The 16,571-nt window shown below is 61.7% G+C and carries 14 protein-coding genes and 1 pseudogene; 10 read left to right on the top strand and 5 right to left on the bottom strand.

Annotated features, from left to right (window positions below; genetic code table 11):
• Window positions 1–2 precede the first annotated feature (2 nt).
• The 7 genes and pseudogenes from citX (at window position 3) to dhbA (ending at window position 7,375) form a co-directional block, all read left to right on the top strand.
• Window positions 3–551: a citrate lyase holo-[acyl-carrier protein] synthase gene (gene citX / locus ACORQT_RS16190; protein WP_033651845.1), complete on the top strand. Its 549-nt coding sequence runs from the start codon at window positions 3–5 to the stop codon at window positions 549–551.
• Window positions 532–1,416, top strand: coding sequence for a triphosphoribosyl-dephospho-CoA synthase CitG (gene citG, locus ACORQT_RS16185; RefSeq protein WP_089191993.1), 885 nt, complete (start codon window positions 532–534; stop codon window positions 1,414–1,416). Before citX ends, citG begins: the two co-directional genes overlap by 20 nt.
• 25 nt (window positions 1,417–1,441) lie before the next feature.
• A pseudogene (locus tag ACORQT_RS16180) lies at window positions 1,442–2,906 on the top strand (anion permease).
• Between the two features lie 146 nt (window positions 2,907–3,052).
• Window positions 3,053–4,282 (top strand): bifunctional glucose-1-phosphatase/inositol phosphatase, encoded by a 1,230-nt coding sequence (gene agp / locus ACORQT_RS16175; RefSeq protein WP_043143150.1) that lies wholly within the window; start codon window positions 3,053–3,055, stop codon window positions 4,280–4,282.
• Between the two features lie 161 nt (window positions 4,283–4,443).
• A complete protein-coding gene (locus tag ACORQT_RS16170; RefSeq protein WP_164057593.1) occupies window positions 4,444–5,136 on the top strand; it encodes a 4'-phosphopantetheinyl transferase family protein in 693 nt (230 codons plus the stop codon).
• 189 nt (window positions 5,137–5,325) lie between these two features.
• Window positions 5,326–6,516, top strand: a complete 1,191-nt coding sequence (locus ACORQT_RS16165) for an isochorismate synthase (RefSeq protein WP_164057592.1) — start codon at window positions 5,326–5,328, stop codon at window positions 6,514–6,516.
• Between the two features lie 100 nt (window positions 6,517–6,616).
• Window positions 6,617–7,375 (top strand): 2,3-dihydro-2,3-dihydroxybenzoate dehydrogenase, encoded by a 759-nt coding sequence (gene dhbA, locus ACORQT_RS16160; RefSeq protein ID WP_039565253.1) that lies wholly within the window; start codon window positions 6,617–6,619, stop codon window positions 7,373–7,375.
• 1 nt (window position 7,376) lies between these two features.
• Here dhbA and rarD read toward each other — a convergent pair whose 3' ends face one another.
• Window positions 7,377–8,255 (bottom strand): EamA family transporter RarD, encoded by an 879-nt coding sequence (gene rarD, locus ACORQT_RS16155; protein ID WP_444859238.1) that lies wholly within the window; start codon window positions 8,253–8,255, stop codon window positions 7,377–7,379.
• Window positions 8,256–8,394: 139 nt separating this feature from the next.
• Between rarD and alkB the strand changes: the two genes are divergently transcribed.
• On the top strand, window positions 8,395–9,042 hold the full coding sequence (gene alkB, locus ACORQT_RS16150) for a DNA oxidative demethylase AlkB (RefSeq protein WP_069099988.1): 648 nt from the start codon (window positions 8,395–8,397) through the stop codon (window positions 9,040–9,042).
• On the opposite strand, the gene ACORQT_RS16145 is transcribed toward alkB, so the two are convergent.
• A complete protein-coding gene (locus tag ACORQT_RS16145) occupies window positions 9,025–9,960 on the bottom strand; it encodes a LysR family transcriptional regulator (protein WP_108681424.1) in 936 nt (311 codons plus the stop codon). The genes alkB and ACORQT_RS16145 overlap by 18 nt on opposite strands.
• An 85-nt stretch (window positions 9,961–10,045) precedes the next feature.
• On the opposite strand from ACORQT_RS16145, the gene ACORQT_RS16140 reads away from it, so the two are divergent.
• Window positions 10,046–10,675, top strand: coding sequence for a hypothetical protein (locus tag ACORQT_RS16140; protein WP_108681422.1), 630 nt, complete (start codon window positions 10,046–10,048; stop codon window positions 10,673–10,675).
• A 14-nt stretch (window positions 10,676–10,689) separates the two neighbouring features.
• Here the strand turns inward: ACORQT_RS16140 and ACORQT_RS16135 are convergent, their stop codons facing one another.
• Window positions 10,690–10,932, bottom strand: a complete 243-nt coding sequence (locus ACORQT_RS16135) for a hypothetical protein (RefSeq protein ID WP_016927098.1) — start codon at window positions 10,930–10,932, stop codon at window positions 10,690–10,692.
• 320 nt (window positions 10,933–11,252) lie between these two features.
• Here ACORQT_RS16135 and ACORQT_RS16130 point away from each other — a divergent pair, with 320 nt between their 5' ends.
• A complete protein-coding gene (locus ACORQT_RS16130; RefSeq protein WP_016927099.1) occupies window positions 11,253–12,008 on the top strand; it encodes a glycosyltransferase family 2 protein in 756 nt (251 codons plus the stop codon).
• 110 nt (window positions 12,009–12,118) lie between these two features.
• Here the strand turns inward: ACORQT_RS16130 and ACORQT_RS16125 are convergent, their stop codons facing one another.
• Together ACORQT_RS16125 and ACORQT_RS16120 are read right to left on the bottom strand one after the other, a co-directional pair.
• On the bottom strand, window positions 12,119–13,759 hold the full coding sequence (locus ACORQT_RS16125) for a Na+/H+ antiporter (RefSeq protein ID WP_016927100.1): 1,641 nt from the start codon (window positions 13,757–13,759) through the stop codon (window positions 12,119–12,121).
• A gap of 195 nt (window positions 13,760–13,954) precedes the next feature.
• Entirely contained in the window at window positions 13,955–16,294 is a 2,340-nt protein-coding gene (locus ACORQT_RS16120) for a membrane-bound PQQ-dependent dehydrogenase, glucose/quinate/shikimate family (RefSeq protein WP_049866695.1), read from the bottom strand.
• Window positions 16,295–16,571: the final 277 nt, after the last annotated feature.

Genomic DNA, 16,571 nt, shown 5'->3' with positions numbered 1-16,571 from the left:
CGATGGCCGCCGTCGATCCTCAACTGGCCGCCGAACGTGCGGTCAGCCTGCCTGAGCTGCTCACCAGCCGCGAATGCCGTCAGGCGCGCCAGCAGGCGTGGCTGGCGCAGCACGAGTGCACGCTGCTGGTGCTGACGCTGGTGGTGCCCGGCCCGGTGAAGGACAGCGCGTTGACGCGCGGCATCTTCAACCTCGGGTGGGCGGCGCTGCTGCGGCTGTGCGCCGAACAGGGCTGGCCGAGCCCGCAGGCCGAGGCGCTGGCGCTCGCCACCGGCTGCGAAGGGTTTGTGGCGCTGCGCGCCGACGCCCAACGGGTAAAAGATTGCGCCATGCAGCTGGAGGTGAGCCGCCCGATCGGCCGGCTGTGGGATATCGACGTGCTGGATGCGCAGGGACGAATCCTGTCGCGCCGCGACATCGGCCTGCCGGCGCGGCGCTGCCTGCTGTGCGGCCAACCGGCCAAGATCTGCGCCCGCCAGCGGCGGCATGGCAGCGAGCAGCTGCTGCAAGAAATGGAAAGGATGTTCAACGATGCGATCTCTGCCGATTAATCCACCCGCCCGCCGAGCCGAGCCGGCATGCGACTTCGCCCGCGCCGCCTTTCGCGCGCTGTTGGTGGAGGTCAACCTCACGCCCAAACCGGGGCTGGTGGATCGCCATAACACCGGCGCCCATCGCGACATGGATCTTGGGCATTTCTACCGCAGCGCCCGCGCCATCGGCGTGTGGCTGCCGCGTTTTATCCAGCGCGGACGGGAAGACGCGGCTTTGCCGGCCGAGCGGCAGCTGGCGCGGCTGCGGCCGCTCGGCCTGGCCTGCGAAAACCAGATGTTTCGCGCCACCGGCGGCATTAACACCCATAAGGGGAGCGTGTTCTCACTCGGGTTGCTGTGCGCCGCCTTCGGCCGCCTGCAGCAGCAGGGCCGGGCCATCAGCGCCGCATCGTTATGCGCCGAAGTGGCGGCGATGTGCCGAGGGCTGGTGGACAGCGAACTGCGATGCAACAACGCCGGGCAGACCGCCGGCCAGCGCTTGTTCGCTGCGTATGGCCTCAGCGGCGCGCGCGGCGAGGCGGAATCCGGTTTTCGGTTGGTGCTTGACGGCGCGCTGCCGCTGTATCGGCAACGGCTGGCCGCCGGCGGCGACGAACAGCGAGCGCTGCTGGACAGCCTGCTGTGGCTGATGGCCCACAACGATGACACCAACGTCGCCTCGCGTGGCGGCCTGCGCGGGCTGCGCTGGCTGCGGCGCCGGGCGGCTTTGCTGCTGGCGCAGGGCGGCTCGGCGGGGGAGGCGGGCCTGGCGCGCCTGCGGCGCTTCGATGCCGACTGCATTGCCCGCAACCTCAGCCCCGGCGGCAGCGCCGACTTGTTGATAGTGACCTGGCTGCTGGCGCAGCTGGGTGCCCAAGAATAATAACCAAGCCTTCAGGAGAGTCCCTATGTCCCAAACCCAGGAAAAGATCTGGAAAGCGATAGCGCCGCTGGCGGTGCTCGCGATCCTGTTATTGATACCGGTGCCCGACGGCATGCCGCCGCAGGCGTGGCACTATTTCGCCATCTTTGTGGCGATGATCGTCGGCATGATTCTGGAGCCGATCCCGGCCACTGCCATCAGCTTTATCGCGGTGACCGTCAGCGTGCTGAGCGCCAACTGGGTGCTGTTCGGCGCGCAGGAACTGGCGGAGCCGGGCTTCCAAGGCCGGTAAAGAGGCGCTGAAATGGGGGCTGGCGGGCTTCTCCAGCACCACCGTCTGGCTGGTGTTCGGCGCCTTTATCTTCGCGCTGGGCTACGAAGCCACCGGGCTGGGGCGGCGCATCGCGCTGTTCCTGGTGAAATTCATGGGCAAGCGCACGCTGACGCTGGGCTATGCGGTGGTGATCATCGATATCCTGCTGGCGCCGTTCACGCCGTCCAACACCGCGCGCACCGGCGGCACGGTGTTCCCGGTGGTGAAAAACCTGCCGCCGCTGTTCGATTCCTTCCCTAACGATCCCTCTTCGCGCCGCATCGGCGGCTACCTGATGTGGATGATGGTGGTCGGCACCAGCATCAGCTCTTCGATGTTCGTCACCGGCGCCGCGCCGAACGTGCTGGGCATCGAGTTCGTCGGCAAGATAGCCGGGGTGCACATCAGCTGGATGCAGTGGTTCCTGGCGTTCCTGCCAGTTGGCCTGCTGCTGCTGATCATCGCGCCGTTGATCTCCTACTACCTCTACAAACCGGGCGTGACCCACAGCAGCGAAGTGGCCGCCTGGGCGAATACCGCGCTGGGGGAAATGGGTAAGCTGACGCGCAAGGAGTACACCCTGATCGGCCTGGTGCTGCTCAGCCTGTGCCTGTGGGTGTTCGGCGGCAAGGTGCTGGACGCCACCGCGGTGTGCCTGTTGGCGGTGTCGCTGATGCTGGCGCTGCACGTGGTGTCGTGGAAAGACATTACCAAATACTCCAGCGCCTGGAATACGCTGGTTAACCTGGCGACGCTGGTGGTGATGGCCAACGGCCTGACGCGCTCCGGCTTTATCGACTGGTTCGCCCAGACCATGAGCACCCACCTGGACGGCTTCTCGCCGAACATGACGGTAGTGGCGCTGGTGCTGGTGTTCTACTTCGCCCACTACCTGTTCGCCAGCCTGTCGGCGCACACCGCCACCATGCTGCCGGTGATCCTGGCGGTCGGCAAAGGGTTGCCGGGCGTGCCGATGGAGCAGCTGTCGATGCTGCTGGTGCTGTCGATCGGCATCATGGGCGTGCTGACGCCGTACGCCACCGGGCCGGGGGTGATTATCTACGGCTGCGGCTATGTGAAGTCGAAAGACTACTGGCGCCTGGGCGGCATTCTCGGCGTGGTGTACATCGCCGCGCTGTTGCTGATCGGTTGGCCAATCATGAGCCTGTGGTACTGAGTTGACGCACAGCGGTCGCCGCCCGGTGGCCGCTGGTACGATCTTTTCCCGTGAACCCTGTCACACACTTGTCACACTAACCCCGCCATCATACGCAGACAAACGCTAACACCTTAAAAATAATCATTTTCCGGGAGCCTCTGCGGATGAGAAAAAAAACGTTATTGCTGTGCCTGCCTTTGTTATTCACCGGGAACGCGCTGGCGGACGCCGGCGGTTATCAACTGGAACAGGTGCTGGTGATGAGCCGCCATAACCTGCGCGCGCCGCTGGCCAACAACGGCAGCGTGCTGGCGCAGTCCACGCCGAAGGCCTGGCCGGCCTGGGAAACGCCGGGCGGCCAGCTGACCACCAAGGGCGGGGTGCTGGAAGTGTATATGGGGCACTATTTCAACGCCTGGCTGAAGCAGACCGGCCTGTTGCCGCAAGAGGGCTGTCCGACCGCCGGCAGCGTGTACGTCTACGCCAACAGCCTGCAGCGCACGGTGGCCACCGCGCAGTTCTTCAGCAATGGCGCGTTCCCGGGCTGCGACGTCAGCGTGCACCATCAGGACAAGATGGGCGAGATGGATCCGACTTTCAACCCGATCATCACCGACACCAGCGAAGCCTTCAACCAGCAGGCGCTGGCGGCGATGAACGCCGCGCTGGGATCGCTGAAGCTGGACGCCTCTTATCAGCAGTTGGCGAAGATCATCGACTACAAGGATTCCGCCGCCTGCAAGACCGACAAACACTGCGACCTGACCAAAGAAGCCAGCGTGATGAGCGCGGTGCCGGGCAAAGAGCCGGGCGTCTCCGGCCCGCTGCGGGTGGGCAACTCGCTGGTGGACGCCTTTATGCTGCAGTACTACGAAGGTTTCCCGATGAAAGAGGTGGCCTGGGGCAAAATCGCCACGCCGCACCAGTGGCAGCAGCTGGCGCAGTTGAAAGACGGCTATCAGGATTCGCTGTTCACCTCGCCGGTGGTGGCGCAGAACGTCGCCAAGCCGCTGCTGACCTACATCAACAACGCGCTGCTGGGCGAGCGTAAACCGGACGCGCCGAAGCTGACGGTGCTGGTGGGCCACGACTCCAATATCGCCTCGCTGCTGTCGGCCATGCAGTTCCAGCCGTATCAGCTGCCGCAGCAGTACGAGAAAACGCCGATCGGCGGCAAACTGGTATTCCAGCGCTGGCGCGACGCGCAGAACGACCGTGAATTGCTGAAGATCGAGTACGTCTATCAGTCCACCGAACAGCTGCGCAAGGCGACGCCGCTGACGCTGCAAACCCCGCCGCAGCGCGTGACGCTGGCGCTGAAAGGCTGCCCGATCGATAAAGACGGCTTCTGCGCCTGGAGCGATTTCGAGAAGACCATGAAAGGCATCTTGTAATGCCCGGCCTCTCTCCCGAATGCGGGAGAGAGGCCTTTTCCCACTTCGCCCAACGCGCCTCCGCGCGGGACTTAACGCCATTTATTTTGCCCTGGGTCATTGTTGCAGGCCGTTTCGGGGGCTAACATCTTCAGCCTGCCTGCTTATCATGGATACCGCCGTTGCCCACTTTTATCCGCAATATCGAATTTTTCACGCCGGACGGCTATCCGGGCCAGGTGGCGCGCTGCCAGTTTGCGCTGGCGGAGTATCGCGACGACAGTTTTCCCGAGGCGGGATTTGCGCTGCCGGACCATCTGGCGCGCGCGGTGCCGAAACGCCGTGCGGAGTATCTGGCCGGGCGTGTGCTGGCGCGGCAGCTGCTGGCGCCGCTCGGTTTCGCCGATTTCACCCTGGCGCGCGGCGAAGATCGCGCGCCGCAGTGGCCGCCGGGCATCGCCGGGGCGCTGAGCCATAATTCGCATACCGCGCTGTGCGCCGTACACCCTGAGCGCGGGCTGGGCGGCGTTGGGCTGGATGTGGAGACGCTGCTGTCCGTGGCGCGAGCGGAGGAGCTGTGGAGCGCGATCGTTTCACCGGCGGAGCGCGAGACGTTGCTGGGCGAAACGCTGCCGTTCAACGAGCTGCTGACGCTGACGTTTTCCGCCAAAGAGAGCCTGTTCAAAGCGCTTTACCCGCAGGTGCGCCGATATTTCGATTTTCTTGATGCGCGGATGGTGGCGGTGGATGCGCAGCGGCAGACGTTCGAATTGGCGCTGCTCACCACGTTGACGCCGCATTGCTGCGCCGGACGGCGTTTCGCCGGGCGGTTTTGGCGCGAAGGTGACGATGTCACGACTTTTATTTTTTGCTAAAACACAATAATAACAGTGTGTTATTTCTTGTTGGGGCGTAACGCGAATTTGCCGCGGCGTGCGGAAAGATTCATTCATCGGAGATTGACCGACGGTGGGGATCCGGTGTAATTTACCCACCCTTTACAGCTAATGATAATTATTCGCATAAACATTATCATTGGTGAGGCGCAACAAAGGAGTGGTCTTGTGGCGACACTGACGACAGAAAACCAAACCTTCTCCGGGTTTGAGTACGCCGAACAATCGACCTTTTTGTACCGGTCAGAATTCCGTTCCCTCTCCGCCCACGGCGTGTTTGAGCGTATCGAGACGCCGGCGTTCGGCGGCGAGCAGGAAGGCAGCGCGCTGGCGCAACATATTCGCCAGGCGCTGGCGCGCGCCAAAGCCGCCGGCCAGGCGGCCCCGGTGGTGGTGGGCGCCATTCCGTTCGACACGCGCTGGCCTTCCTGCCTGTATATACCTGAAGAAAGCCGATTCGTCGCCAACGACAGCTTTATCCGTGCCGCGCGCCCGATGCTGCAACAGCCGCATCGCCTGGTCGCCTGCACCAGTATTCCGGACGAACCGCGATTCAAACACGCGGTCGCGGAAGCAGTCAGCCGCTTTAAACAAGGCAAGCTGGACAAGGCGGTGCTGTCGCGCATCCTCGATATCGAACTGGAGCAGCCGGTGGCCGGCCACCGGATCCTCAATAACCTGATGGTGCAGAACCCGACCGGTTACCACTTCTCCCTGCCGCTGGCCGATGGCAGCGTGTTGATCGGCGCCAGCCCTGAACTGCTGATCCGCAAGCAGGGCGGCGAGATCCACACCAATCCGCTGGCGGGCTCGGCGCGCCGGCAGGACGATCCGCAGCAGGATCGCCTCGGCAGCGAGCGCCTGATGCGCTCGACCAAAGACAAATACGAACACAAGCTGGTGATCGACGATATTCGTCGGCATCTGACGCCGCTGTGCGCCACCCTGAGCGTGCCCAGCGGCCCGTCGCTGCTCAGCACCGGCACCATGTGGCACCTGTCCACCCGCATTCGCGGCGAGTTGCTGAATCCGGATCTCAACGTGATGCAGCTGGCCTGCCTGCTGCATCCGACGCCGGCGCTGTGCGGCTTCCCGACCGAAAGCGCCCGCCAGCTGATCGCCGCTCTGGAACCGCACGATCGCGGCTTGTTCAGCGGCATTGTCGGCTGGTGCGACGCCAACGGCGACGGCGAGTGGGCGATCGTCATCCGCAGCGGGCTGCTGCGCGGCAACCGGGTGCGGCTGTTCGCCGGCGCGGGCATCGTCGCCGCCTCGACGCCGCAGTCCGAGTGGATGGAAACCACCGCCAAACTGGGCACCATGCTCAACGCTTTCGGCCTGAACAGCGGCGCGCTGTAGGCCTCTTTGCGGCGCAGTCCGCGCCGCGTCATAGCCTTTCGCAGGAGACAACGATGAACAACAACATGACCCGGCGGTGCGCCCGGATGGCGGTGCGCGCATGAGCATTCAGATGGATTTCACCGGCAAACGCGTGTGGGTGACCGGCGCGGCGCGCGGCATCGGCGAGCAGATCGCCCGCCACTTTTTAACCCAGGGCGCCGAGGTGGTGGGGTTTGACCGAGAATTCGCCAATCCGGATCTGCCTTACCCCTGCGTGACGTTGGACATCAGCCGGCCGGAGCAGGTGGAGGCGGTGTGCCGCCAACAGCTGGCGGAGAACCCGCGACTGGACGTGTTGGTCAACGCCGCCGGCATTCTGCGCATGGGCAATACCGAAGATCTGAGCGTGGATGACTGGCACCAGTGCATCAACGTCAACGCCTCGGGGGCGTTTTACCTGTTCCGCGCCGTGCTGCCGCACTTCAAGGCGCAGCGCAGCGGGGCGATCGTCAGCATCGGCTCCAACGCCGCGCACGTGCCGCGCGCGCAGATGGCGGCCTACTGCGCCTCCAAGGCGGCGCTGACCAGCCTGAACCACTGCGTGGGGTTGGAGATGGCGCCGTTCGGCGTGCGGTGCAATCTGGTGTCGCCGGGCTCGACCGACACGCCGATGCAGCGCGGCATGTGGCAGACCGACGATGCGCAGCAACGCACCATCGCCGGCTTCCCCGAGATGTTCAAGCTGGGGATCCCGCTGGGTAAAATCGCGCGTCCGGACGAGATCGCCAACGCGGTGCTGTTCCTGGCCTCGGATTTGGCCAGCCACATCACCATGCAGGACATCGTGATCGACGGCGGCGCCACGCTGGCCGCCTGAGTCAGACCCGCTGGCGGCGCAGCAGGTGCCGCGCGCCTTCCGCCGCCAGCAGCAGCACCGCCAGCCAGATCGCCAGATAGGTCGGCCATTCGCTTTGGCTGATGCTCTCGCCGAGCAGCAGCGCGACAAGCACCAGCAGCACCGGTTCCACATAGCTCAGCAGGCCGAACAGGCTGAACGGCAGCATGCGGCTGGCGAGGATGTAACACACCAATGCCACGGCGCTGATGACCCCGAGCAGCGGAATGCGCCAATACAGCTCGGCATTGATCGGCAGCGCCGCTGCGCCGCCGTCGCCGAAGGCGAACCAGGCCGCCGCCGGCAGCATCAGCGTCAGCTCGCACCACAGGCCGCCGAGATTGTCGGTGCCGAAACGCCGCCGCAAAATAAAGTAGAGCGGATACCCCAGCGCCACCACCAGCGTCGGCCACGATACGCCGCCCGCCTGATACAGCTCATTGCCCACCCCCGCCACGGCGCACGCCACCGCCAGTTTTTGCAGCAGCGACAGCCGATCGCGGTAGATCAAACGGCCCGCCAGCACCATGGTCAGCGGCAGCAGAAAATAGCCGAGCGACACGTCGAGCGCCTTGCCGTGCAGCGGCGCCCACAGGAACAGCCACAGCTGCACTCCCAGCAGCGCCGAGGTGAGCAGCAGGCCCAGCAGACGCGGCGGCCGTTGGCCGATCCCGACCAGCGTGTCGCTCACCTTGCGCCAATCGCCGGACAGCGCCATGAACAGCGTCAGGAACGGCAGCGTCAGCAGCGTGCGCCAGCCGTAGACCTGTTCGCCGTTCAGCGGGGTGAGGGTAGAGGTGAAGTAATACATCGCGCCGAACAAGATGGAGGCGACGACCGAAAGAGTGATGCCCTTAATCACACGCATTCCTGGTGAGTGATTGATTTTATGGCGGCTACTGTAGAGAAATTTGCCGCCAACGACAATGGCGCAGCCGGGCGCTGGACAATCGGCGGCGGCGGGTTACAATGGATACTGTGTATTCATACAGGTTTTGGCGATGACAATCGATCTTTTTGAAGACGCGCTGCCGCCGCCGTGGCGTGAAGAGATCGCCCCCGGCGCGGTGGTGATGCACGGCTTTGTGCGCGATCACGGGCCGGCACTGCTGGCGGCGGTGCGGGGCGTGGTGGCGCAGGTGCCGTGGCAGCATTTGACCACCCCCGGCGGGCACGTGATGTCGGTGGCGATGAGCTGGTGCGGCAACGGCTGGACCAGCGACAGCCGCGGCTACCGTTACTCGGAACGCGACGCGCGCAGCGGCAAACGCTGGCCGCCGATCCCGCCTATTCTGATGGCGTTGGCGGACGAAGCCGCGCAGCAGGCGGGCTTTGGCCCCTTCGTGCCGGATTCCTGTTTGATGAACCGTTACGATCCGGGCAGCAAGCTGTCGCTGCATCAGGATAAAGACGAGCACGACTTCGGCGCGCCGATCGTCTCGGTGTCGCTCGGGTTGCCGGCAGTGTTTCAGTTCGGCGGCCTGCAGCGCAGCGATCGGGCGCGGCGCATCCCATTGGCGCACGGCGACGTGGTGGTGTGGGGCGGCCCGTCGCGGCTCTGTTTCCACGGCATCCTGCCGGTCAAAGAAGGCTACCACTCGCTGGTGGGGCCGCACCGCATCAACATCACGCTACGCAAGGCGCTTTAGCTGCGGCTCCTGCGCCAGGCAGGCGACGAGATAGTCGATAAACACCCGCAGTTTGGGCGGCAGATACTGGTTAGGCGCGTAAAGCAACCACAGGCCACCGTGATAGCTGCTGAGGAAATCCCATTCCGGCAACACCTGCACGATCTCGCCCTCGTCGAGCGCCTGGCGGGCGGTAAAGTACGGTAGGCTGCCGATGCCGATATGCCGTTTCACCGCGTCCAGCCGCACGCCGGTGTGGTTGGCGGCGTAGCGGCCGCGCACGTTGACCGTCACCGTTTTGCCGCTGCGGCGGAACTTCCATTGCGCGTCGCTCGGCGTTTCTCCCAGATAGATGCAGCTGTGCGCCGCCAGATCGTGCGGGTGCTGCGGCGCGCCGTGCTGCGCCAGATAGTGCGGCGTGGCGCACAGCAGGTGGTCTATTCGCATCAGCTGACGGCCGATCAAGCCCGGCGACGGGCGATCGGTAATGCGCAGCGCCAGATCGACGCGGTCGTCGATCAGATCCATATAACGATCTTCCAGCCGCAGCCTCACGTCCACCTTCGGGTAGCGGCGCAGGAACTCCGGCATGTGCGGATGCAGTACGAAACGGCCTACCGCCTTGGGCACGCTGACGCTGACCAGCCCTTCGGGCTCTGCGGCGCCGCGCCCGCCGATCGCCATCACCGCGTCGGCCGCCGCCAGCAGGGTGCGGCAGTGCGCAAACGCCTCTTCGCCGCTTTCACTCAGCCGCAGTTTACGGGTGGTGCGGTGCAGCAGCTGCAGCGCCAGCGCCTGTTCGAGCTTCGCCACGCTGCGGCTGACGGCGGAAGGTGAAGCGCCCAGTTTGCGGGCGGCGGCGGAAAAGCTGCCGCTCTCCACGACCTGGACGAAAACGGCCATTTCGGCCAACAGCGTGTAAGAAAGATTTGTGCTCATGACGCAAAGGTCCATTGTGATGGCGACGGATTATGCTCAGATTATGACATGAATATAATGGCTCTTCGAACCGAGGAGAAAAATGATGACCGAGCGACGTTATTACTACAGCGACGATTTACAGGGCCAGGCGCAGGTATTGAGCTGTGAGCCGGCCGAGGCGGGCGCTTACGCCGTGGAGCTGGACGCCACGCTGTTCCACCCGCAGGGCGGCGGCCAGCCGTCCGATGTGGGGTCGTTAGGCGGCGTCACCGTGCTGCGGGTGCAGCAGCAGGGGGATACCGTGGTGCACTTTACCGCCGCGCCGCTGCCGAACGGGCCGGTTACGATGCAAATCGATGAAGCGCAGCGCCGGCTGCACGCCCGCTGGCACTCCGCTGGGCATCTGATCGGTTGGTTGGGCGAAACCCGGGGCTGGCGGCCGGTCAAGGCGCATCATTGGCCGGGTGAAGGGCGCATCACTTTCGCGCCGGGGCCGGACGTACAGACGCTGGAGGCGGCGTTTTTACACGCGGAGCTGGCGCGCTTGATCGCCGCCGATCTGCCGCGCCGCCAGCAGGCGGTGGACGGTTTGCGCCAGGTCGGTTTCGGCGAGTTGCCCGCCTACGGCTGTGGCGGCACCCATGTCGCCGCGCTGGGCGAGGTGGGCGCGATCGCGATTACCGGCCTAAAGATGAAGAAAGGGCAGTTGAACGTGCAATATGAGCTGGGTTGAATGAGGGGGGCGGCTCAGCGCCCGGCCTGCCGCAGCTGGGTGCAGAACGCGCATTGGCATCCCGCTACCGGCACCGCCGCGCAACTGCCGATGCTCACCGGCTGGGCGTCCATGGCGTGAAAGCCGTAAAACAGATTTTCGATGTTTTGTTCCGCCGCCCGCGCCTGCTCCGGGCGCGGTTCGGGCACTTTCGACTGAAACGCTGCGGCCTTGCCGGCCAGCAGGCTGAGAAACAACAGCGACAGCTGGATTTTCATCGTCGTCTTCCCTTTACTTGTTTTTTGATACGTTATAACAAAACCAAGGCGCAGCCAAGCGCCGCGCTCGCGCTCGGCGCCCGCCAGCGCGTGAGCCGGTGCGGTGAACGCCCGCGTTTAATCCGCCTTTCTATTTGATTTCATTGAAATTGATGAAATAGTCAGATGCCATCATCCAGGGCATGACAGGGCAGCCAATATTCTAAATACTTAATCGAAGAGGCGCTCTGGGCAGGAGAAGCGCTTTGGGCGTGCGCTTTTGCACGGCGCGCCCGCCGTTTTGGCATGGACTGCATTTTTTCAGTGTCGTGGAATGTAAAATGGATTTTTGTAACCGGATTTCCGTGTGTTTATTGACGTTTAATTCATCGCGCCTGCTGCGTGACGTGTTGCAACCTGTGGCGGCGTTCGCCGATGAAATCATCGTGGTGGATTCGGGCAGTACTGACGGCACGTTGGCCATTTGCGACGACTTCAATATCAAGCCTCTTTATCACCCGTTTGAAACCCATGGCCGGCAAATGAATTACGCCATATCCTGCGCGCGGCATGACTGGGTTTTGTGCCTGGACAGCGATGAGATCATGGATGATGAAGCGGTCGACGCGATGCGGCTTTTCAAGCGCACCCCAGGCCCTGACAAAAACAACGCCTATCGCATTCGTCGCGATTGGTTTGTGTTGGGACAGGCGGTCAGAACGCTTTATCCCGTCTCGTCACCGGATTACCCCATTCGCTTTTTTCATCGCCAGGTGGTGAAGTTCAATGATGCGCCGGTAGATGATGCGGCGGAAGGGGGCGCATCCACCTTGATACTGGCCGGGCACGTTAAACACGACACTTTTTTCTCAATCGAGGAAGTGTTTGCCAAGCTGAACAGCTATACGGCGCGCGTGGTGAAATACAAGGCGATAAGGCCATCGATTCTCCGAGGGGTGATTAGCGCCATCGGCGCATTTTTCAAGTGGTACATTTTCAGCGGCGCCTGGAAAGCGGGCCGGGTCGGGGCCGTGACCGGCGTTTACGCGGTGTCCTACAGCTTTTTGAAGTATTTCAAGGCGTGGTACCACAGATAGCCGAACGGCGGGCGTGGCGTGAGCTCCCGTTCGATTGCGGCGCGCGATTGCGGCGTTGGGCCGGCAATCGCGCGCCGAAGGCGGGGGGCGAACCGCCTTCATCTCCTCGTTTAAACGCTGTCTTCAGCGATCAGCACCTCAGTAATATCAATGCGATGCAGCAGCTTTCTCTGTTTCTCATGGCTGATTTTCTTCATGCGGCGCAGCCGGTACAGCTCTTCTCTTTCCGCGTGCAACGAGGCTAAGTACAGCTGCTTTTCCAGCCGCTTCAGCGCCACGATATTCTTAACGTCTTCTTTAGTGAGAATTTTACGTTGCAGCACGTCCAGCATCCGCCGCGTCGTTTCTTCAATCAGTTCCGGCGTGGCGTCGTCCGGCGGGGCGACGAGCAGCTTTTCCTTGGTTTCGTTGACGGCCTTGGTCGCCGCGCTCGCCAAGGCTTCTGAAACGGAGAAAGCCTCTTCCTGATCTTCTTCCGGCGGCAGATTGCCGCGCAACAGGAAGGGCAGCGTGACGATGCCGACGACGATCGACAGCAAGATGACTCCCGAGGCGATAAACACCAGCTGATACCGCCCCGGAAATGGCGAGCCATCCAATAGAAACAGCGGAATTGACAGCACGCCCGCCAGGGTCACCGCCCCTCGCACCCCGGCAAAGGCGGCGACGAACAGATCGCGCGTGCTGAATTTCGAAAATAACAGCGGATCTTTGCGCATCAGGGTCGCGCTGCCGACCTTCATCAGCCACAGCCAAATCAAACGCACGGCGATCAAACTAAAATAGATGATCACCACGTAAGCCAGCAGTGTCTCCAGGCTGATGGAATGATCGATACCGGTTTGCGCCACGGTGAAGTTCAAGATGCCCGGCAGCTGCAGCCCAAGCAGAATAAACACCATGCCGTTAAACACGAACTCGAGCATTTCCCAAATATTATTGGTGCGTAAACGCACCAGCGGCATGCTGCGATTCACTTTGGATTGGCCAATCATCATGCCGGCGCTGACGGCGGCCAGGATGCCGGATACGCCGATTCTTTCCGCAATCAGATAGCAGGAAAAGGGCAGTAACAGCGAGAAAATAATCTGGGTGGCGGAATCGTTATACATCCATTTATGGATGAACTTAACCATTTGATTATAGAGAAAGACAATAATGATGCCGCACAGCACCCCGCCAATCGATACCTGAAGAAAGGTCAGAAAGGCGCTCTCCAGGGTAAACGCCATCGCGCCGAGCGCGACAGCGATGGAGAAGTTGAGGGAAACCAACCCGGAGGCGTCGTTCATCAGCGCCTCCCCTTCAATTACGCTCATCACGGGTTTGGGCATGCGTCCTTTACCGACGATGCCGGACAGCGCCACGGCGTCCGTTGGCGACAGAACGGCGGCCAGGGCAAACGCGGCGGCGAGGGGGATTGACGGGAGCAGGAAGTGAATCAGATAACCCACCCCGACGACCGTGATGATCACCAGCACCAGGGCCAGACAAAGGATTTCTCTGCCGTAATGGATGAACTCTTGCGCCGGCGTTTTCCAACCGTCGGCGAACAGCAACGGGGGAATAAACAGCATCAAGAAAAGCTCGGGATTGAAGTCGATATGCAACCCAAACTGCGGCCAGGCCAACACGGCGCCAACGATGATTTGCATCAGCGGAAGCGGGATCTGGAAGGGCAATATGCGCGTCACGACGCCGGACAACGAGACGGTGAGCAATAAGATCAATATGGTGAAGAATGTTTCCATCGTGAACCTTTTGTGGATTTAATTTTTCTCGCCGTTATCAAACGGTTTTTCTGCATGCCGCCCCTCAGGCGGGCTCGTCGGCCAAGGCTGAACAGCGGCCACGGCGGCCGCTGTCGATAAAGAAAGCGCAGTTGAGCAAGGCCGGTCTTCGCCCCCGCTTGCCTGTGTGATGGCGCAGGCAAACGGGGCAAAGGGTTAAGGCAGCGCAAACGCCATCACGTAATCGCCGGTTTCTGACGAATGCGCGGCGCCGCCGACCACAATAACGATGTATTGCTTGCCGGTTTTAGGCGAAACGTAGCTCATCGGCGTCGCGCTCGCGCCGACCGGCAGCGCATATTTCCAGACTTCTTTGCCGGTGCTGCTGTTATAGGCGCGCAGATAATAGTCCTGGAAGCCGGCGAAGAAGACCAGGCCGCCGGCGGTCGTCATGGTGCCCGCGTAGGTGGGCATGCCAACCGGCATCGGCAGGTGCGATCTGATGCCCAGCGGCCCCATTTTTTCGGCGGTGCCGGCCGGTATCTGCCAGGCGATCTTTTTGTTTTTGTAATCGACGGCGGTGATCGTGCCGTAAGGGGGTTGGTTGCAAGGCACTTCGAGCGGCGACATCCACATCAACGTGATCATGCCGTATGGCGTGCCGATCATGGGAGAAGGCCCGTGGCCATCGATCACTTTTTGCGGGTACTGCTTCGCGACGCGTTCATAGCTGTCGCGCGCCACTAACCAAAACACATTCGGGATGCGCACATCGTTCATGTAAGCCATATGGTTTACAGGATCAATCGACATGCTCCCCCAGTTGAGTCCGCCTAAATTGCCGGGCTGCTCGAGCGTTGGGCGGGTGCCGATCGGGGTCATGTCGCCCTGGTAATTCATCTGTTTGAACAGGATGCGGCAGGCCATCTGGTCAAACAGGGTGGTGCCCCACATTTTTTCTTCGGTCAGGCGTTCGGCGCCAATGGTCGGCATGCCGACGGAGAACGGTTGGGTTGGCGAGAGGCGCTCTTCCTCTGCGGCGCCTTGGGTCGGCACGGCTTTCTCTTCAACCTGCGCCAGCGGCTTGCCGGTCTCCCGGTTCAGGTAGAAAATCTGCCCGCGTTTGGTGCCGAGCAAAAGGGCGGGCACCGGGCGATGTTGCTCATCAAAACCGTCTACCAGCGCGGGTTGGGACGCGAGGTCATAATCCCAAATGTCGTGATGCGTGGTTTGGAATTTCCAGCGCTCACGGCCTGTTTCAATATCAATGGCGACCAGGGCAGAGTTGTACTCATCCGAATTTTCCGGGCGATTCATGCCGTAATAGTCGGGCGTTGCATTGCCAAGCGGCGCATACAACAAGCCTAATTTGTCGTCATAGGCGGCGGTGGTCCACATATTCGGCGTGCCGCGGGTATAGGTGCTTCCGGCCGGCGGAGCCTTGGTGATGCCCGGATTGCCTAAGTCCCATGCCCAGTCCAACTCGCCGGTTTTGGCGTCGAACGCCCTGATGACGCCGGAAGGCTCGCCTTTCATTACGTTATCGATAACCCAGCCGCCGACGATAATCTTCCCTCTGGCGATGGTCGGCGCCGAGGTTTGGAAGTAATAACCCGGTTTGACTTCCCCCATATGCTGGCCGAGATTCACCTCACCGTTTTGACCGAAGGCGGGGCATTTCTGGCCCGTTTTGGCATCCAGCGCAATGAGGCGGGCATCGATCGTGGTGTGAACGATCGTTTTCTCGCACAGAGCGCCTGGCGCAACCTCCTCATTTTTGTAGTAGCCAAGCCCGCGGCAGCGTTGCCAAACGGGGGAGGTGGAATGCGAGTCAAATTTCCAGCGCGCTTTACCCGTATCGGCATCGATAGCGGTGATAAGGCCGTTGGGCGTGCAGCTATACACCACATCATCAATCGCGAGCGGGGTATTTTGGTCCACGCCCGGCCGGAAATCGCCGGTGCGATACACCCAGGCGAGTTTCAGATCTTTGACGGTTGAACGGTTCACCTGATTGAACGGCGCGTAGCGCGTTCCTTCCGTCGTGCGGCCATAGGCGCTCCAATCGGCAGGCGCATTGTCGCTTTTGCTCTCGATAAACGTCACGTCGCCAGCAGGGGTAATTTCGCCATGGGGAAAGAAGGCGCCGATAAAGAAAGCGACAAAGGCCACGGATAATGCCGAACCGGCGATGTAAGCCTGCTTTCGACTCTTGGCGCCGTGCAGGTACGAGGGAAGTAAAAACGCGGCGATAATAGAGAGGCCGGCGGGCACCAGCAGACGAGGGAACAATGCCCAGTAGTTAAGCCCCGATTCCCAAAGCGCCCACAGCACCGTCATCAAAAACAGCAGGCCGGTTAAGTAACAAGCCGATTTGCTGCGCTTGAGGACCAGCACTGCGGCGGCGATGTAGCCTATCCCGGTAATGGCATAGTAGAACGATCCGCCGAGGGCGATCAGCCAAATTCCCCCCACGGTTAACGCGACGCCAGAAAAAACCAGCAAGCAAAAGAACGTGATTATTGCGGCTCTCTTACCAAACGATGTTCTAATCATATGTTTTCCTTTGACTTTTAAATCCACATTGGATCACCATCCCATCGCTGCCAACGCGTAAAATGCCGGCGCGAAAGGCAAGGCATTTCCCGCCTTGAGACTTTTTATTCTTTAACGCTTTAGGGGCATTGAGTTGTCGTTTTGATATCCATTTCAACAGTGGCCATTGCGGCTTGGATCAGTCGCCAGACCAAGATAAGGGGTTTTTATTGGGCGATGACAGAACGCGCGCGATAAAAATAACCATCAACATTTTTATTTAATACCGGGTTGTAAC

Source organism: Serratia sp. (in: enterobacteria), from assembly GCF_052400455.1.
GTDB lineage: Bacteria > Pseudomonadota > Gammaproteobacteria > Enterobacterales > Enterobacteriaceae > Serratia > Serratia ureilytica.
This window is presented reverse-complemented; position numbering and strand designations above follow the sequence as displayed.